At 67.1% G+C, this 18,340-nt stretch carries 17 protein-coding genes; 3 read left to right on the top strand and 14 right to left on the bottom strand.

What is annotated here, in order from left to right:
• Positions 1-35 precede the first annotated feature (35 nt).
• The 5 genes from leuS to HPS01S_RS13365 form a co-directional block, all read right to left on the bottom strand.
• The gene (gene leuS, locus HPS01S_RS13345; RefSeq protein ID WP_066156842.1) at positions 36-2,711 is read right to left on the bottom strand and encodes a leucine--tRNA ligase; all 2,676 of its coding nucleotides are present in this window, start codon (positions 2,709-2,711) and stop codon (positions 36-38) included.
• A gap of 75 nt (positions 2,712-2,786) precedes the next feature.
• Positions 2,787-3,239 (bottom strand): ExbD/TolR family protein, encoded by a 453-nt coding sequence (locus HPS01S_RS13350; RefSeq protein ID WP_066156844.1) that lies wholly within the window; start codon positions 3,237-3,239, stop codon positions 2,787-2,789.
• Entirely contained in the window at positions 3,236-3,901 is a 666-nt protein-coding gene (locus HPS01S_RS13355) for a MotA/TolQ/ExbB proton channel family protein (RefSeq protein ID WP_066156846.1), read from the bottom strand. Before HPS01S_RS13355 ends, HPS01S_RS13350 begins: the two co-directional genes overlap by 4 nt.
• Positions 3,902-3,928: 27 nt before the next feature.
• Positions 3,929-4,750, bottom strand: a complete 822-nt coding sequence (gene dapB / locus HPS01S_RS13360; protein ID WP_066156849.1) for a 4-hydroxy-tetrahydrodipicolinate reductase — start codon at positions 4,748-4,750, stop codon at positions 3,929-3,931.
• Entirely contained in the window at positions 4,747-5,328 is a 582-nt protein-coding gene (locus HPS01S_RS13365; protein ID WP_066157151.1) for an outer membrane protein assembly factor BamE, read from the bottom strand. The genes dapB and HPS01S_RS13365 overlap by 4 nt, the downstream gene beginning before the upstream one ends.
• Before the next feature lie 174 nt (positions 5,329-5,502).
• Here HPS01S_RS13365 and fur point away from each other — a divergent pair, with 174 nt between their 5' ends.
• Positions 5,503-5,946 carry a ferric iron uptake transcriptional regulator gene (gene fur, locus HPS01S_RS13370; RefSeq protein WP_066156852.1) on the top strand — a complete coding sequence of 148 codons (444 nt, stop codon included), beginning with the start codon at positions 5,503-5,505 and terminating at the stop codon, positions 5,944-5,946.
• Between the two features lie 18 nt (positions 5,947-5,964).
• Here the strand turns inward: fur and hprK are convergent, their stop codons facing one another.
• From hprK to HPS01S_RS13390, 4 genes are all read right to left on the bottom strand, one after another.
• A complete protein-coding gene (gene hprK, locus HPS01S_RS13375) occupies positions 5,965-6,915 on the bottom strand; it encodes an HPr(Ser) kinase/phosphatase (protein ID WP_066156855.1) in 951 nt (316 codons plus the stop codon).
• Positions 6,916-7,019: 104 nt separating this feature from the next.
• Positions 7,020-7,490, bottom strand: a complete 471-nt coding sequence (locus tag HPS01S_RS13380) for a PTS sugar transporter subunit IIA (protein ID WP_066156858.1) — start codon at positions 7,488-7,490, stop codon at positions 7,020-7,022.
• Positions 7,491-7,630: 140 nt separating this feature from the next.
• Positions 7,631-7,960 carry a ribosome hibernation-promoting factor, HPF/YfiA family gene (hpf, locus tag HPS01S_RS13385; protein WP_066156861.1) on the bottom strand — a complete coding sequence of 110 codons (330 nt, stop codon included), beginning with the start codon at positions 7,958-7,960 and terminating at the stop codon, positions 7,631-7,633.
• A 152-nt stretch (positions 7,961-8,112) separates the two neighbouring features.
• Entirely contained in the window at positions 8,113-9,339 is a 1,227-nt protein-coding gene (locus HPS01S_RS13390) for an MFS transporter (protein WP_066156864.1), read from the bottom strand.
• A 43-nt stretch (positions 9,340-9,382) separates the two neighbouring features.
• Here HPS01S_RS13390 and HPS01S_RS13395 point away from each other — a divergent pair, with 43 nt between their 5' ends.
• Together HPS01S_RS13395 and corA are read left to right on the top strand one after the other, a co-directional pair.
• Positions 9,383-10,651 (top strand): patatin-like phospholipase family protein, encoded by a 1,269-nt coding sequence (locus HPS01S_RS13395; RefSeq protein WP_066156867.1) that lies wholly within the window; start codon positions 9,383-9,385, stop codon positions 10,649-10,651.
• Positions 10,652-10,829: 178 nt separating this feature from the next.
• Positions 10,830-11,816 carry a magnesium/cobalt transporter CorA gene (gene corA, locus HPS01S_RS13400; RefSeq protein ID WP_066156869.1) on the top strand — a complete coding sequence of 329 codons (987 nt, stop codon included), beginning with the start codon at positions 10,830-10,832 and terminating at the stop codon, positions 11,814-11,816.
• 25 nt (positions 11,817-11,841) lie between these two features.
• Here the strand turns inward: corA and HPS01S_RS13405 are convergent, their stop codons facing one another.
• The 5 genes from HPS01S_RS13405 to HPS01S_RS13425 all read right to left on the bottom strand — a co-directional run bounded on the left by HPS01S_RS13405 (position 11,842) and on the right by HPS01S_RS13425 (position 18,295).
• Positions 11,842-12,513: a hypothetical protein gene (locus HPS01S_RS13405; protein ID WP_066156870.1), complete on the bottom strand. Its 672-nt coding sequence runs from the start codon at positions 12,511-12,513 to the stop codon at positions 11,842-11,844.
• Complete coding sequence (locus HPS01S_RS13410; RefSeq protein WP_066156873.1) at positions 12,510-13,259, bottom strand: 5'-methylthioadenosine/adenosylhomocysteine nucleosidase; 750 nt, start codon at positions 13,257-13,259, stop codon at positions 12,510-12,512. Before HPS01S_RS13410 ends, HPS01S_RS13405 begins: the two co-directional genes overlap by 4 nt.
• Before the next feature lie 64 nt (positions 13,260-13,323).
• Positions 13,324-15,021: a long-chain-fatty-acid--CoA ligase gene (locus HPS01S_RS13415; protein ID WP_066157153.1), complete on the bottom strand. Its 1,698-nt coding sequence runs from the start codon at positions 15,019-15,021 to the stop codon at positions 13,324-13,326.
• Between the two features lie 213 nt (positions 15,022-15,234).
• The gene (gene pntB, locus HPS01S_RS13420; protein ID WP_066156877.1) at positions 15,235-16,653 is read right to left on the bottom strand and encodes a Re/Si-specific NAD(P)(+) transhydrogenase subunit beta; all 1,419 of its coding nucleotides are present in this window, start codon (positions 16,651-16,653) and stop codon (positions 15,235-15,237) included.
• A gap of 19 nt (positions 16,654-16,672) precedes the next feature.
• On the bottom strand, positions 16,673-18,295 hold the full coding sequence (locus HPS01S_RS13425; RefSeq protein WP_066156878.1) for a Re/Si-specific NAD(P)(+) transhydrogenase subunit alpha: 1,623 nt from the start codon (positions 18,293-18,295) through the stop codon (positions 16,673-16,675).
• Positions 18,296-18,340 lie beyond the last annotated feature (45 nt).

The raw sequence follows: 18,340 nt of genomic DNA on the forward strand, positions 1-18,340 counted from the left end.
CGGTTGAAAGGGGACATGCGACGGGAATCGAAGTTTTATACCACCACGTTCACCAGACGGCCGGGCACCACCACGACCTTCTTGGGCGCAGCGCCGTTGGCGGCTTTCTGGAACGCCTCGCTGGCCAGCGCAGCGGCCTCGATGGCGGCCTTGTCGGCGCCGGCCGGCACGGTCACGCTGCCACGGAGCTTGCCGTTGACCTGGAGGACCAGCTCGATCTCGTCGCGCTGCAGGGCCGATTCATCGGCCTTGGGCCAGGGCGCATCCAGCAGGTCGCCCGACACGGCGGCATAGCCCAGCCCGCTCCAGAGCGTGTGGGCGATGTGCGGGGTGGCGGGATACAGCGCGCGCAGCAGGATGCCGAAGCCCTCTGCCAGCGCGGCGTTGTCGCCCTCGCCGCCATCGCCCTTGAAGTCTTCCAGCGCGTTGAGCATCTTCATCGCGCCCGAGACCACGGTGTTGTACTGCATGCGCTGGTAGTCATAGTCCACCTGCTTGAGCACGGTGTGGATCTCCAGACGCAGCGCCTTGGCCGCCTTGGACAGGCTCTGTCCCGACACGCCGGCCGCCAGCGCACCCAGGCCACCGATGGCGCTGAGCTTGTGGCCGAACCCCCAGACGCGGCGCAGGAAGCGGTAGCTGCCCTCCACGGCCGCGTCGTTCCACTCCAGTGTGGCCTCGGGCGGCGCGGTGAACATGGTGTACAGGCGCGCGGTGTCGGCGCCGTACTTCTCGATCAGGTCCTGCGGGTCGACGCCGTTGTTCTTGGACTTGGACATGGTGCCCACGCCCTCGTAGTCGATGGCCGTGCCCACCGGCAGGTCACCCACCGCGTTCTTCAGCTTCGCGCCGACGATCTTGCCGCCTTCGTCGAGCACATGCTCCACGTCGTGCGGCCAGAAATACTCCTTGCCGCCCTTCTCGGTGCGGCGCGAGTAGATGTGGTTGAGCACCATGCCCTGCGTCAGCAGCTTGGTGAAGGGCTCGTCCACCTTCACCAGGCCCAGATCGCGCATGACCTTGGTCCAGAAACGCGCGTACAGCAGATGCAGGATGGCGTGCTCAATGCCACCGATGTACTGGTCCATCGGCATCCAGTAGTCGGCGCCGCCCGCGACCATCTTTTCAGAATTGGTCGGGTCGCAATAGCGCATGAAGTACCAGGACGAATCCACGAAGGTGTCCATGGTGTCGGTCTCGCGCCGCGCGGGTTTGCCGCAGCAGGGGCAGTCCACCTTCAGGAAGGCCTCGCACTTGTTCAGCGGGTTGCCGCTGCCGTCCGGCACCAGGTCCTCGGGCAGGCGCACCGGCAAGTCCTTCTCGGGCACCGGCACCGGGCCGCAGGACTCGCAGTGGATGATCGGGATCGGCGTGCCCCAGTAGCGCTGGCGGCTGATGCCCCAGTCGCGCAGGCGGAACGTGGTCTTCTTCTCGCCCAGACCCCTGGCGGCCAGCAGCTCGGCGACCTTGTCCACCGCGGCCTTGTGGCCCAGGCCGTCGAGTTCGCCGGAGTTCACGCACACGCACTTCTGTTTGTCGCCATACCACTCGGCCCAGGCGTCGGTGGAGAAGGTCTCGCCTTCGACCGCCACGACCTGCTTGATCGGCAACTGGTACTTGAGCGCGAACGCGAAATCGCGCTCGTCGTGCGCCGGCACACCCATGACAGCGCCGTCGCCGTAACTCATGAGCACGTAGTTGCCGACCCAGACCTCAATCTGTGCGCCGGTCAGCGGGTGGGTGACGAACAGGCCTGTGGCCATGCCCTTCTTTTCCTGCGTGGCCAGCTCGGCCTCGGTCGTGCCGCCGGTCTTGCACTCGTTGATGAAGGCGGCCAGCGCGGGCTGCGTCGAGGCGGCGTGGTGTGCCAGCGGGTGCTCGGCGGCCACCGCGCAGAACGTCACACCCATGATGGTGTCGGCGCGCGTGGTGAACACGTACATCTTGCCGTCGCCGATCAGCGCGCCGTCGGTACCCTGGATGTCGTGCGTGAAGGCAAAGCGCACACCCTCGCTCTTGCCGATCCAGTTTTCCTGCATCAGGCGGACCTTGTCGGGCCAGCCGTTGAGCGTCGCCTTCTCATTGCCCAGCTGCACGTGGTTGAGCAGTTCGTCGGCATAGGACGTGATGTTCAGGTAATACCCGGGAATCTCACGCTTTTCGACCAACGCGCCGGTGCGCCAGCCGCGGCCGTCGATCACCTGCTCGTTGGCCAGCACGGTCTGGTCCACCGGGTCCCAGTTGACGACCTGGGTCTTGCGGTAGGCGATGCCCTTGTCCAGCATCTTCAGAAACAGCCACTGATTCCACTTGTAGTAGTCCGGAGAACAGGTGGCGACCTCGCGCGACCAGTCGATGGCCAAGCCCATCGCCTGCATCTGCTGCTTCATGTAGGCGATGTTTTCGTAGGTCCACTTGGCCGGCGGCACGCCGTTCTTGAGTGCCGCGTTCTCGGCCGGCAGGCCGAAGGCGTCCCAGCCCATGGGCATGAGCACGTTGTGACCGTTCATGCGCAGGTAGCGCGTGAGCATGTCGTTGATGGTGTAGTTGCGCACGTGGCCCATGTGCAGCTTGCCGCTGGGATAGGGCAGCATGGAGCAGGCATAGAACTTCTTCTTGCCGGCGTCTTCGGTCACGCGGTAGGCGTCGGTGGCGGTCCAGTGGGCGTGCGCTGCGCGCTCGACGTCCTGGTGGGCGTATTTGTCTTGCATGGGGCTGGGGCCGGGCTGGGCCGGCGTTCGGAAGGGGCAGCGGACTGCGTCGCCCCTGATTTTAGGGCTTGCGGTTCAGCGGCCCGGCACCGGCGCGGAGGGTGCGCCCGTGGCCGGATCGGCCACAAAACCGATGCGTGAAAGGCCGACGGACTGCGCCATCCCGATCAGCTGCACCATGCGCCCGTAGGGCACCGCGGTGTCGGCGCGCAGCTGCAGCTCGGTTTCCGGGTCGCGCCTGGCGATCTCTTCCAGGCGCTTCTGGAGCGCGGCCGCATCCACCGGCTGCTCGTCCCAGTAGACCTGACCCTGTGCATCGACGCTGATCGAAACGAAGGCCTCGGGCTCCTCGACCTGGGCGGCCTTGTCTTCGGTCTTGGGAAGCTCCAGCTCCAGCCGGCTGGACATCAGCGGCGCGGTGATGATGAAGATCACCAGCAGCACCAGCATCACGTCCACCAGCGGCGTGACGTTGATGTCGCTGATCGGCTGGTTGCCGCCCGGTTTTTCCAGTCGTCCGAAGCTCACTGCGCACGCTCCTGGTGGTGCACCAGCAGCTCGCGCAGGTCGCGCGCGAAGCCCTCGAGATCCGCCTCGATGCGGGCGATCTGACGGCCCAGCACGTTGTAGGCCAGCACCGCCGGGATGGCGACGGCCAGTCCGGCCGCCGTCATGACCAGCGCCTCGCCCACGGGGCCGGACACCTGTTCGATGCGGAACTTGCCGTCGATGCCGATCTCGGTGAGCGCGTGATAGATGCCCCACACCGTGCCCAGCAGGCCCACGAAAGGCGCCGTGGAGCCCACGGTGGCCAGCAGCACCTGCCCGAACTGCAGGCGGTGCAGCACCCGGTGCAGCGCATCGCGCAGCGCGCGCGTGAGCTGCTGCGAGCGGTCGCCGGCGGCGGCCAGCGTCTGCGGGGCGGCCTGTTCGATGGTGCGGGCGGCCTCCAGCAGAGGCAGCACCAGACGGCGGGGATCGAAGGTCTTGAGGCGCTGCTGCGCCTCGTCGAGGTATCCGGCCTGCCAGAAGGCGGCGGTCGAGGTCTGAACGTCGCGCACCGCCCTGCGCAGGAGCCACCCCTTCCAGAGGATCACGACCCAGCTCGCGACCGACATGGCCAGCAGCAGCAGGGCCACACTGCGGCTGACCGCATCGCCCTGCCAGATGGTTTGCCAGACGCCACCCATGAATCGTTCTCCCTCGTCCCGTCCGGCTCAGCGCAGGCCGAGCACGTCAAACATGTCGTACAGGCCAGCCGACCGGCCGGCCAGGAACCGCACCGCGCGCAGGCTGCCCTGCGCATAGGTGGCGCGGCTGCTGGACTTGTGGGTGATTTCAATGCGCTCGCCGGTGCCGGCGAACAGCACGGTGTGGTCGCCCACAATGTCACCGCCGCGCACGGTTGCAAAACCGATCGTCGACGGATCCCGCTCGCCGGTGACACCCTCACGGCCGTACACCGCGCAGTCTTTGAGGTTGCGGCCGAGGGCGTCGGCGATCACCTCGCCCATCTTCAGGGCTGTGCCGCTGGGGGCATCGACCTTGTGGCGGTGGTGTGCCTCGATGATCTCGATGTCGTACCCGGTCGACAGGGCCTTGGCCGCCATCTCCAGGAGCTTGAGCGTGACGTTCACACCCACGCTCATGTTGGGCGCCATCACGATGGCGATCGACTTCGTGGCCTCCGCGATCTCGGCCTTCTGCTCATCGCTGAAACCCGTGGTCCCGATCACCAGGTTGACCTTGTGGGCCACACAGGCCTTGAGGTGCGCCATCGTGCCCTCGGGGCGGGTGAAGTCGATCAGCACCTGGCTGCCCGCCAGTCCGGCGGCGAGGTCGGCAGTGATTGCTACCCCTGTGGACCTGCCGGAGAACGCGCCTGCATCGAGGCCGATGGCGGTGCTCGTCGCCACATCCAGCGCGCCGGTCAGCGTGCAGTCACCGCTGCCACGCACCGCGTCGACCAGCATCTGGCCCATGCGGCCACTGGCACCGGCGATGCACACCCGGTGCAGGGAGTCGGTCGCCAGGCTCATCGTGGTGCCCCTGAGGTTTCCAGCGGTGGGTAAGAAGTGGAGGGCGCGGCTGGGGTCGCCGGCGCCGGGGCGGGCGCAGACCCTGCATTGCGCGCCTGGAAGGCCTTGAGCTGCTCTTCGGTGGCCTCCAGTGGCGGCACCTTCTCGGTCTTGCGGCGGGAATCCAGGGACGACACGAACTCGGTTTCGCTGGGGAGTTCGTCCGCCTCGATGCGGTCCATGACGTCGCCCTTGAAGAACACGGTCAACCGGCGCTGCTGCGGCGGCTGTCCCTGGCGCTTGAGGGTGAACACATAGTCCCAGCGGTCGGCATGAAAGACACTGGCCAGCAGCGGCGAGCCCAGCACGCCACGCACCTGGTCGCGCGCCATACCCGGCTGCAGCGCCTGGGCCTGCTCGCGGGTCACCACGTTGCCCTGAAGAACGTCCACCTTGTAGGGCGTCACGAAACCCGCCACGCTGGAGGCGGAAGGCATCTTCTCACCCACGCTGGAACAGGCCCCGAGGGCCATGCAGGCAGCCAGCACCAGTGCAGAGCGTGGCCATGCGCCACTGCGGATACGGGCCTGCGGCTGCATCAGGGGATTCAGGATAGACAGGCGCATGTGCGACTCTCAGATAAAGCGCTCGACCGCGGGGATCCCCGGGTCATTGGCACCACCGCCGCGCGCTGACGATATGATCCGGCCATTGTAGCCCCGGGGTCCAGACAGGATCCGGCGGCCATTCAATTGCCACCCGCTTCTGCCGCCATGTCCAACATCGAAGAACTCAAGAGCACGGGCCTGAAGGCCACCCTGCCGCGGCTGAAGATTCTCGAAGTCTTTCAAAACGCCAAGCGCCGCCACATGACGGCGGAGGACGTCTACCGCATCCTGCTCGAAGAGCACTCCGACATTGGCCTCGCCACGGTCTACCGCGTGCTGATGCAGTTCGAGCAGGCCGGCCTGCTCTCGCGCAGCAACTTTGAGTCGGGCAAGGCCGTCTACGAACTCAACGAGGGCCAGCACCACGACCACCTGGTGTGCCTGGACTGTGGTCGGGTCGAGGAGTTCTTCGATCCGGAAATCGAAAAGCGCCAGCAGATGATTGCCAAAACCCGGGGGTTTGTGCTCCAGGAACACGCCCTCTCGCTGTACGCCACGTGCAGCAAGGCGGATTGCCCGCACCGCGCCACACCGGCGGATCACCGCTGACCCGTCGCGGTCCCTGATTCACTCGCTGCGCATCATGGCCGCGCGGTGGCGCGAGACGAACTCCTGGTAGGTGTCGATGCCGCGGAACTGCAGGATGGTGTTGCGCACCGCCGCTTCCACCAGCACGGCGATGTTGCGGCCGGCCACCACCTGGATCACGGCCTTCCTGACGGGTACACCCAGCACATCCTGGTACAGGGGCTCGTGCGGCATCCGGTCGTAGTCCCGCTCCATGGTTTCTTTGCGCACCAGGTGCACGATGAGCTGCAAGCGCATCTTGCGGCGCACCGCGGTTTCGCCAAAGATCGCCTTGATGTCCAGCAGGCCGATGCCGCGCACTTCCAGCAGGTTCTGCAGCAGCTCGGGGCAGCGCCCCTCCACGCTGGTCTGGTTGATGCGGTAGAGGTCCACCGCGTCGTCGGCCACCAGACCGTGACCACGAGAGATCAGTTCCAGCCCCAGCTCGCTTTTGCCCAGGCCCGACTCGCCCGTGATCATCACCCCCATGCCCAGGATGTCCATGAACACGCCGTGCATGGAAGACCGGTCGGCAAAGTGGCGCGACAGGTAGGCCCGCAACACGTCGATCACGAACGCGGCCGGCTCGGGCGTCGCGAACATCGGGATCTGTGCACGTTCGGCCATCGCCATCAGCGGATCAGGCACCGCCTGGCCGTCGGCCACGATCAGCACCGGCGGCTCCAGGGTCACGATGCGCGCGATGCGGCGCCGGTTGTCGTCGTCGCTGGGGCTGGTGAGGTAGGCCATCTCCCTCTCACCGAACACCTGGACACGGTACGGATGGATGTAGTTGAGGTAGCCAACCAAGTCGGCGCCCGAGCGGGCTTCGCGCACCGCAACCTCGTCAAACCGGCGCTCGGACGCTCCGAGCCCGGCGACCCATTGCCATTTCAGCGCATCGCGGTGGTCTTCGAAAAGAACGTCGGCACTGACAACGGTGGGCTTCATGAAACGACGTTGGAAGGGCCTGCCACAAGGCCACCCCAAGGCAAGACCAGCCCCCTCGGGGGGCAGCGACCCGCGCAGCGGTGGAGCGTGGGGGCAGGCAAGTCTTATGCGGCCGCGTGGGCCGACTGCCAACCGGTGATGAGCGCGTGCAGGGCGGCCGCGTCGGTCGAGTTCTTCATCTGCTCGCGCAGCGGGCTGTCGCTGAGCAGTTCGGCGATCTCGGAGAGGATTTCCAGATGCTTCTGCGTGGCGGCTTCCGGCACCAGCAGGAAGATCATCAGCTGCACCGGCTGTTCGTCGGGCGCGTCGAAGCCGATCGGGTTGCCCAGCTGGAACACGGCGGCCAGCGGCTGCTTGAGGCCCTTGATGCGACCATGGGGAATGGCCACGCCATGACCCAGCCCGGTGGAGCCCAGGCGCTCCCGGGCGAACAGGCTGTCGGTGATCAGCGCACGGTTGAGACCATGCAGGGTTTCAAACAGAAGGCCCGCCTCTTCAAAAGCACGCTTCTTGCTGGTGGCGTCCACACCAACGAGCACTTGGGTGGCAGGCAGGATCACGGATAGACGGTTCATTGGGGCCTCTTCGGAGCGCAAATTATGCCGAGTTGAGGATGCTTGCCTAGACAGCAGGTACAAAAAAGCCGCTTGACTTTCCAAGCGGCTTGTTGCATTGCAGCACGCGCGGCGCCAAGGCGGCCGGCCGCAGCGGGGACTCACATCAGCCGTTTGGCCGAATCGTGGTGGTGATCTTGCGCCTTGTCCTTGTAGCGCAGCACCTGACGGTCCAACTTGTCGGCCAGTTCATCGACAGCGGCGTACAGATCGGCGTGAGCCGATTCGGCAAACAGGTCTTTCCCCTTGACATGGATGTTGCATTCGGCCTTCTGCCGTTGGTCTTTCTCCTTGAGGTTGTCCACCGTCAGCAGCACCTTGATGTCGACCACCTGGTCGAAGTGTCGGGAGATGCGTTCCAGTTTGGAAGTGACGTAACCGCGCAGGGCGGGGGTGACTTCGAGGTGGTGACCGCTGATCGTCAGGTTCATACAAGAGCCTCCTAATGCTCCGGGTTGACACAAGCCGCCGGTGGGGCGGACCCCCCTGCGGCCTCGGGGATGTCTTGAACCCACTATGCCCACGATTGCGCCGGGGCGCAAGCCCGCAGCGCAACAAAGGACATCAAAGAAAACCTTGGCATTCATGCCCGTCCGGCGGGTGCGGCCGAATGGATGACCAGGCGGCGCGCCAGAGCGATGGACGCCAGACTGGCACCGACGCCAATCACCCCCGCCACCCAGTAGTTCTGCACCTGTCCTGCGGCATCGCGACCGATGACCAGGCCGGACAGGAACGAGGCGAACCCCATCGAAGCCGACTGCACCGCCCCGTTGAGCGCCATGAAGGTGCCACGCAGGGACGGATCGGCGGCTCCGGTGATGAGGGCCATGCCGGGGATCATTCGCCCGCTGAGAAACACGAACAAGGCCGTGGTGGCCACCAGGATCACCGGCAAGGGCCAGGGCGGCAGCAACGTCATCGTCAGGATCGGCGCGGTGACGATGGCGGCCAGCGCGCTGAACACGGCCACCTTGCCCCGGCGGTCGGTCAGGCGACCGATCCAGCGGGCGGTGACCAGGGTGGTGACACCGCCGATCAGGTAGATGTAGGGCACCTGCTCCGGCAGAACGCCGGCGGTGGACTGCAGGTAGATGGTGATGAACGGAATCACGCAGAACCCTGCGAACACCAGCAGCGCGGAAAAGCCGAACGCCCGCAGATGGTTGCGATTGGCCAGCACGCGGCCGATGGCGCGCAAGGCCGACGGCTTGCCGTGGGCGTGCAGATGGCCGCGCAGTGGAGGCAGCGTGAGCGCCGCCGCGACCGCCAGCACACCGCTGAGACCGGCAATGGCCAGGAACGGCAGTTGCCAGCCCCAGTGAGAGGCCAGGAACAGGCCGATCGGCACACCGGCCACCGTGGAGAACGAGAACGAGGACATCACGATACCCATGGCGCGCCCGCGCCGCTCGAACGGCACCACGTCGGCCACGATGGTCTGCGACAGCGCCGACAGCACGCCACCGAACAACCCGGCGGCGACGCGCGCCGCCATCAGGAAGCCATAGCCGGGCGCCAGGCCACAGGCCAGTGTGGCCAGCGCGAACAGCCCGTACAGCACCAGCAGCAGCCGCTTGCGGTCGAAACGGTCGACATAGGTCGCTGCCGCAAGGCCGGAGAACCCGGCCGAGAATGTGTAGGCCGACACCAGCAAACCGAACTGCGCATCGCTGATGCCGAACAGCTGCGTGAACTGCGGCCCCAGCGGCATCATGATCATGAAATCGAGGATGTGCGTGAACTGGATGCCGGCGATGGTCAGCAGCAGCCAGCGCTCGCGGCCGGGAGCGAGGGAATGTTGTGTCATGATTTTCGGAACAGCCCGCCACTGTAAGCGCAGGCCCTCTTCTGTGTCCCTCGATACGCTGATCTCCTACAACCTGCTGAGCCCCGCTCCTGCACCGGCGGACGACGGCGCCTGTGCGCTGGTCCTGATGGGTGGCGGTGCGCGCACCGCCTACCAGGCGGGTGTGCTCAAGGCCATCGCCGTGATGCACGGCCACTGGCGCAACGACGGAACGGTGACCGACCACGGGTTTCCCTTCCGCTGGCTTTTCGGCACCTCGGCCGGCGCGCTCAACGCCACCTTTCTGGCCAGCCGTGCCGCGCTGGATCTGCAGGCCTTTCATGACCTGGCCGCGTTCTGGAGCGCCCTGCGGTCAGAACGCGTCTACCGGCTGGACGCGCCGACCTGGGTGCGGGCCAACCGCGTCGTCGCCGGACTGACGCTGGCGCGCCAGGTGCGCCGTCACCGCGCCCTGCTCGACACACTGCCACTGGTGGACACCCTGCACCGGGCCATCGATCTGCGCAGCCTGGAACTCGGGCTGGCCGATGGCCACCTGGAGGCCCTGGGCGTGACCGCCTCCAGCTATTCCACCGGCGAACACTGGACCTTCTGCCAGACCCGACCGAAACACCCGGTGCCGCCCTGGCACCGGCCGGGCCGGCGCGCCGACTTCCAGCCCGTCACGGTCGAGCACCTGATGGCCTCCAGCGCCATCCCCTTCCTGTTTCCGGCCGTGCCGCTATGGGTCGACGGCCACCGGGAGCATTTCGGGGATGGCTCGATGCGCCAGCTCTCGCCGCTGTCGCCCGCCATCCATTTCGGCGCGCGTCGCATCCTGGCCATTGGCGCCGGCCAGCCCCAGCGCTCGGGGCTGGCGGTCCGCGTGACCGACGAGCCCACCGCAGGCACCATCGCCGGCCACGCCATGGCCAGCGTGTTCCACGACACGCTGCAGGCCGATGTCGAACAGGCCCAGCGCGTGAGCCAGACCATTGCGCAGCTGCCCCAGGGACTGGCCGCCGCCCTGCCCTACCACCCGGTGCGCGTGCTGGCCCTGCAGCCCAGCTTTTCGCTGGACGAGCTGACCCACAAACACATTGCCAGCCTGCCCGCGGCCACCCGCAACACGCTGATCGGCCTGGGCGCGCTGGACACCGGGCGCGGTGCGGCCGGCAGCGCGGCCTCGCTGGCCAGCTACCTGATGTTCGAGCCACCCTTCGTCAACGCGCTGATGGAGCTGGGCGAACACGATGCCTGGCGCCGCCAGGCCGAAATCAAGGCCTTTTTCGCGCCTCTCGCCGCCTCTTCGCCCGGTGTGGCGATGCCATAATCCGGTCTTCCCGTTCCCGAAAGAGCCTCATGGAAAGCACACCTCCCAGTTGTGTGCTTTCAGCCCTCCCCGCGACCGTCTGATGCGCAGGCGGCCGGCCGGCTGAAAGCGCCGCCCGAACCGCCCACCGGTGCGCCCCCGCGCCCGGTTTCGCCAGACCACCCGCCCGGGAGCCCCCATGCTCAACGTCTTCACCCTGGCCAATGGCCGCCTGTTTCAGGAAGAAATCGAGTCGCTCGAAGCGCTGACCCGATTCAAGCCCATCTGGGTCGACCTGGAGAACCCCACGCCCGAAGAGCGGCGCTGGGTCAAGCAGCACTTCGGCCTGTCCATCCCCGAAGACGCGATGGACGACGACATCGAGGAGTCGGCCCGCTTCTTCGAGGAAGACAACGGCGAACTGCACATCCGCTCGGACTTCCTGATCGATGACGAAGAGAACCCGCGCGCCATCCGCGTGGCCTTCATCCTCAACCAGCACAACGCCGAGCTCAAGAGCCAGGGCGTGCTGTTCTCCATCCACGACGAGGACGTGCCCGTCTTCCGCCTGCTGCGCATGCGCGCGCGCCGCATGCCCGGCCTGATCGAGGACGCCAAGGACGTGCTGCTGATGCTGTTCGACGCCGACGCCGAGTACTGCGCCGACACGCTGGAAGACATCTACGACGACCTTGAGACGGTCAGCCGCCAGGTGCTCGCGGGCGACGTGACGGACAACAAGGCCGGCGAGGTGCTGGCCGCCATCGCGCGCCACGAGGACATGAGCGGCCGCATCCGCCGCAACGTGATGGACACGCGCCGCGCGGTGAGCTTCCTGATGCGCAGCCGCATGCTGAACGCCGAGCAGTTCGAGGACGCGCGCCAGATCCTGCGCGACCTTGACTCGCTGGACGGCCACACCGCCTTCCTGTTCGACAAGATCAACTTCCTGATGGACGCGACGGTCGGTTTCATCAACATCAACCAGAACAAGATCATCAAGATCTTCTCGGTGGCCAGCGTCGCGCTGCTGCCACCGACGCTGATCGCCAGCCTGTACGGCATGAACTTCCAGTACATGCCAGAGCTGAGCCAGAAGTGGGGCTACCCGTTTGCGCTGGGGCTGATGGTGCTGTCGGCCGTGGTGCCGATGCTGTACTTCCGCAAGCGCGGCTGGCTCAAGTGATGCAGGGCCGTGAGGCCGGGGCTGGTCAGAGCCAGCCCTTGTCGATGAACTCGACCACGTCGTGGCAGCGCGGCTCCAGCGGATGGGCCAGCGCCGCGCCAACGATGCGCCGCACACCCTCGGCATAGGGCGCGCCGCCCGTCACCAGGGTCTCCAGGCGCAGCCGGCAGTCGCCCTCGCCGATCTCGATGCGGTGGAAGGCGTGGCGCCCCAGGTCGGCGGCCGGGATGCCCAGCCCGCCCGACTGTTGCGCCGGATCGCGCACCGAGACGATGGCCTCGGGCGACAGGCCCAGCGACGCCGCCAGGGCCACCGCCGTGCCCGGCACCGAGGTCTTGCCGGCCTGGTGCGACTCGGTCAGGCGCATGGGCTCACCGCGGAACCACGGCCCGCAACGCGCGAGCATGGCCATGAACTTGAGCATCAGCAGGTTGGCGTTGGCGCAGACCACCACCGGCACGCCATCGGCCAGGTCCGCAATGCCGGTGCCGGTGGACAGCTCGATCAGCAGCAGCGCGCGTTCGCGGCAGAAGCGCAGGATCTCCGGCAGCTCGCGCCCGGAGCCGGCATGCACCACGGCCCGCACCGCGCCCACGTCCGAGCGATCACTCCATGGCTTGGCGTCGGGCGCCAGGCCCGCGAGCAGTTCGCGCGCCAGCTTGCCGGAGCCGGCGATCAGGAGAGGCGGGGTGTTCATGTCCGCAGCAGGGTGTCGATCAGCGCGCCGCTGTAGCGGCTGGCCACCTCGCGCAGGAAACGCGGGAAGTCCACGTGCGCCGCATCGTCGGCGCGGTCGGAGATGGTGCGCACCACCGCCAGCGGCACGCCGAAGTCGTGGCAGACCTGGGCGAAGGCCGCGCCTTCCATCTCCACCGCCAGGGCGTCCGGCAGCCCGCGCTGCAGCGCAACGCTCTCGGCGGTGGTGGCGACGAAGCGGTCGCCGCTGATCAGCAGGCCCTGGTGCAGGCGCGGCGCCTGCAGGCCGAAGGCGTCCACCGTCGAGGTGCCGAGCTGCTGCGGCAGGCTGTGCAGCATGCGCTCGCAGGCCAGCTCCAGCGCGTCGGCCAGGGCCGCGTCGGCCTCGAAGCGGGCACGGCCGTACAGCGGCACCTCGTGGCGGGGAAACAGCGGCGAGGCGTCCATGTCGTGCTGCAGGAACGAGCGCGCCAGCACCACGTCTCCCACCTTCACGCCCGGGCCCAGTCCGCCGGCCACGCCGGTGAACACGATGCGCTGCACCTTGAAGCGGTCGATCAGCAGGGTCGCGGTCGTGGCGGCCGACACCTTGCCGATGCCCGACAGCACCGCCACCACGTCCTGCCCGTGCAGATGACCGACCCAGAACTCGCGCCCGCCCACCACCTCTTTCTGCTCGTCGGGCATCAGCGCCAGCACGCTGGCGAGTTCGTCGTGCAGCGCGGCGACGATGGCGGTTCGGGTCATGCAACGGCTCCGGAAATGACAAAGGCGGCCGAAGCCGCCCTGTCATTGTGTCGCAGGCGCTGCGTCACTTCTTGTCTCTGAGTTCGCGCCGGAGAATCTTGCCCACCGGCGTCTTGGGCATCTCCTCACGGAACTCGACCACCTTGGGCTGCTTGTAGCCGGTGAGGTTGGCCTTGCAGAACTCGCGCACCTGGGCTTCGGTCAGCGCCGGGTCTTTCTTGACGATCACCAGCTTGACAGCCTCGCCCGACTTCTCGTCGGGCACGCCGACCACGGCGCACTCCATCACGCCCGGCAGCTGAGCCACCACGTCCTCGACCTCGTTGGGATAGACGTTGAAGCCGCTGACCAGCACCATGTCCTTCTTGCGGTCCACGATCTTGAAGTAGCCGCGTGCGTCCATGATGCCCACGTCGCCGGTCTTGAAGAAGCCGTCGGCGGTCATGACCTTGGCGGTTTCGTCGGGCCGTTGCCAGTAACCCGCCATGACCTGCGGTCCCTTGATCGCGATCTCGCCCGGCTGGCCCTGCGGCACTTCGTTGCCCTCGTCGTCCAGGCACTTGAGCCACGTGTTCGGCAGGGGCACGCCGATGGTTCCGGTGAACTCGGTGTTGGTCACCGGGTTGCAGGTGGCCGACGGGCTGGTTTCGGACAGGCCGTAGCCCTCGCAGATCGGGCAGCCTGTCTTCTCCAGCCACAGCTTGGCGACCGCGCCCTGCACCGCCATGCCGCCGCCCACGGACACCTTGAGGTTGCGCCAGTTGACGGTGTGGAAGTCGGGGTGGTTGGCCAGGCCGTTGAACAGCGTGTTGACCGCCGGGAAGCTGTGGAAGGTGTGCTTGCTCAGCTCCTTGAGCACTGCCGGCAGGTCGCGCGGGTTGGGGATCAGGATCACTTTGCCGCCGGTGCGCATGCCCAGCATCATGTTCACCGTGAAAGCGAAGATGTGGTACAGCGGCAGGGCGCAGACGCTGGTGGTCTGCTCGCCGGCCGGCACCTTGCTCATGACCGGCGCGTTCCAGGCCTCAGACTGCAGCACGTTGGCCAGCACGTTGCGGTGCAGCAGCACCGCGCCCTTGGAGACACCGGTGGTGCCGCCGGTGTACTGCAGCACCGCCACATCGTCGGGCCGGATGTCCGGGCGCTTGAGCGTGCCGCGCGTGCCGCGCGCAATGGCCTCGTTGAAGCGCACCGCCTGCGGCAGGTCGAAGGCCGGCACCATCTTCTTCACGTTGCGCACCACGTAGTTGACGATGCCGCCCTTGACCAGGCCCAGCAGGTCGCCCATGGCGGCCAGCACCACGTGCTTGACCGGCGTCGCAGCGATGCACTGCTCCAGCGTCGCGGCGAAGTTCTCGATGATGACGATGGCCTTGGCGCCTGAGTCCTTGAGCTGGTGCTCCAGCTCGCGCGCGGTGTAGAGCGGGTTGACGTTGACCACCACGAAGCCGGCGCGCAGGATGCCGGCCACCGCCACCGGGTACTGCGGCACGTTGGGCATCATGATCGCGACGCGATCGCCCTTGACCAGCCCGAGGCCCTGCAGATAGGCCGCGAACGCCTGGGACAGGCTGTCGACCTGCGCATAGCCCACGTCCTTGCCCATGAAACTGTAGGCGGTGCTGGCGGCGTGCTTCTGGAAGCTCTCTTCCAGCAGGTGCACCAGCGAGGGGTATTGCTCGACGTCGATGTCGGCCGGCACACCGTCCGGATACGCACCCAGCCAGGGGCGGGCGGCGGACGCCTGCGTCGGTTCAGTCATGAGAGGGTCTCCAGGGTCGATGTTGTCGTTCAGCATGCATTTTCCCGTTCAGGCCCGGAACCCCGAGCGCGTGTTTTCCCTGACGCGATTCTGACGCATCGCCCACGGGCGGCAATCCTTGAACCTTTCCCGCTACAAAAAGTGAACGTCTGCCAGGCCGCCCACAAAAAGAACAAGGCCCGGACTCGCCGGGCCTTGGCAGGGCGACCGGGATCAGCCCCGCAGCGCCGCCAGCACCTCGTCAAGCATCTTCTTGGCGTCGCCGAACAGCATGCGGTTGTTGTCCTTGTAGAAGAGCGGGTTGTCCACGCCGGCGTAGCCGCTGGCCATGGAGCGCTTCATCACGATGCTGGTGCGCGCCTTCCAGACTTCGAGCACCGGCATGCCGGCGATCGGGCTGGTGGGGTCGTCCTGCGCAGCCGGGTTCACGATGTCGTTGGCGCCGATCACCATGGTCACGTCAGTGTCGGGGAAGTCCTCGTTGATCTCGTCCATCTCCAGCACGATGTCGTAGGGCACCTTGGCCTCGGCCAGCAGCACGTTCATGTGACCCGGCATGCGGCCGGCCACCGGGTGGATGCCGAAGCGCACGTTCACGCCCTTCTCGCGCAGCAGTCTGGTGATCTCGAACACCGTGTGCTGGGCCTGCGCCACGGCCATGCCGTAACCGGGCACGATGATCACGTTCTTGGCTTCGCGCAGCATCTCGGCGGTTTCCGTGGCGCTGACCGGCGTCACCTCGCCCTGCGGCTCGGCCGCAGCGCCGGCCGCTGCCTTGGGTGCCGGCGCGCCGCCACCGAAGCCACCCGCGATCACGCTGATGAAGTTGCGGTTCATCGCGCGGCACATGATGTAGCTCAGGATCGCGCCCGAGGAGCCCACCAGCGCACCGACCACGATCAGCAGGTCGTTGCTGAGCATGAAGCCGGTGGCCGCGGCCGCCCAGCCCGAATAGCTGTTGAGCATCGACACCACCACCGGCATGTCGGCGCCGCCGATGGCCATCACCATGTGGATGCCGAACAGCAGCGCGATCACGGTCATCACGATCAGCGGCGTCATGCCGGACTGGATGTCGTGTGCATTGAGGAAGGCGCGACCGAACCAGATCACGACCAGCAGACCGGCCAGGTTCAGGAAGTGGCGGGCGGGCAGCAGCAGCGGCTTGCCGCCGATTCGGCCAGACAGCTTGCCAAACGCGATGAGCGAGCCCGAGAAGGTGACCGCGCCAATCAGGATGCCGATGTAGATCTCCATCTCGTGGATGGCCTTCTCGGCCGGTGTGGCGAAGACGGTGGAGGTGTCCACGTAGCTGGCGAAGCCCACCAGGCAGGCCGCCAGGCCCACCAGGCTGTGCATGAGCGCGACCAGCTCGGGCATCTGCGTCATCTGCACTTTCTTGGCAGCGAAGAGGCCGATGGCGCCGCCAACGACCAGCGCGCCGACGATGTAGGGGATGCCGGCCGCGGTGACGCGCGGGCCGAGCACGGTGGCCAGCACGGCGATGGCCATGCCGACCATGCCGAACAGGTTGCCGCGGCGGGCGGTTTCGGGGTTGGAGAGGCCGCCCAGGCTGAGGATGAACAGGATGGTGGCGCCGATGTAGGCCATGGTGGCCAGACTGGAGGTCATGGGTGTCGTCCTCTTCTTCTTACTTGCGGAACATCGCCAGCATGCGGCGCGTGACGGCGAAGCCGCCGAACATGTTGATGGCGGTCAGCACCAGCGCGACCACCGCGCAGCCCAGGATCAGGGCGTTGGGCCGGTCGGCGGCCCCGGCCGCGTCCAGCGGCGGCGCGACCTGGATCAGCGCGCCGATGGCGATGATCGAGCTGATCGCGTTGGTCACGCTCATCAGCGGCGTGTGCAGACTGGGCGTGACGTTCCACACCACCATGTAGCCCACGAAGCAGGCCAGCACGAACACGGTGAAGTGCGACAGGAAGGAGGCCGGTGCGTAGAGGCCGACCAGCGCGAACAGCAGCGCGCCGACACCGAACACGATGGCCAGGGTCTTGGCCGACATGGGCTCGCCCGGGCCGTGGCCGTGGGCCGGCGCCTTGGGCGCGGCCACAGCGGGTTTGGCCGGCGGCTTGGGTGCAGCCGCGATGGGTGGTGCGGGCCAGGTGACCTCGCCGTCCTTGATGACGGTCAGGCCGCGAATGGCGTCGTCGGCCATGTTGACGTTGATGACGCCGTCCTTGGTCTTGCACAGCTCTTCCGTCAGGCGGAACAGGTTGGTGCCGTACAGCGTGGACGACTGGCGCGCCATGCGCGAGGCCAGATCGGTGTAGCCGACGATGGTCACGCCGTGCTTCACGACCGCCTTGCCGGGTTCGGTGAGTTCGCAGTTGCCGCCCTGCTCGGCCGCCATGTCGACGATCACGCTGCCGGGCTTCATGCTGCGCACCATCTCGGCGGTGATGAGCTTGGGCGCCGGCTTGCCCGGGATCAGCGCGGTGGTGATGATGATGTCCACCTCACGCGCCTGCTTCGCGTACATCTCGCGCTGCGCGGCCTGGAAGCCTTCGCTCATGACCTTGGCATAACCGCCGCCGCCCGAGCCCTCTTCCTCGTAGTCCACCTTGACGAACTCGCCACCGAGCGAGACCACCTGGTCGGCGACCTCGGCGCGCGTGTCGTTGGCGCGCACGATGGCGCCCAGGCTGGCGGCCGCGCCGATGGCGGCGAGACCCGCCACACCGGCGCCGGCGATGAACACCTTGGCCGGCGGCACCTTGCCCGCGGCCGTGATCTGGCCATTGAAGAAGCGGCCGAAGGCGTTGGCCGCCTCGACCACGGCGCGGTAGCCGCTGACACCGGCCATCGAGGTCAGCGCGTCCATCTTCTGCGCGCGGCTGAGCGTGCGCGGCAGGCAGTCGATGGCCAGTACCGTCACCTTCTTCGCCGCCAGCTGCTGCATCAGGTCGGGGTTCTGCGCCGGCCAGACGAAGCCGATCAGGGTCTGGCCCGCGTGCATCAGCGCCACCTCGTCGGCGGTGGGCGGGCGCACCTTGAAGACGATGTCGGCGCTGCTCCAGAGCTCGGCGGTCGAGCCGGCGATGCTGGCACCGGCCTCGCGGTAGGCATCGTCGGAGAGGTCGGCGAGCTCACCGGCACCGGTCTCCACCACCACGCCGAAGCCCAGCTTGGCGAGCTTGGTGACCACGTCGGGCACGGTGGCCACGCGCTTTTCACCAGGGAAGATTTCACGGGGGATGCCGATGCGCTGCGGGGTGGCAGCGGCGGTGTCGGTCGGGGCGCCAGAAGTCATGGGCAGGTCCTCATTGCTGGAAGTTCAAAAAACAGTGCAGGGCGT

The organism is Hydrogenophaga pseudoflava NBRC 102511, from assembly GCF_001592285.1.
In the GTDB taxonomy this organism is placed as follows: domain Bacteria; phylum Pseudomonadota; class Gammaproteobacteria; order Burkholderiales; family Burkholderiaceae_C; genus Hydrogenophaga; species Hydrogenophaga pseudoflava.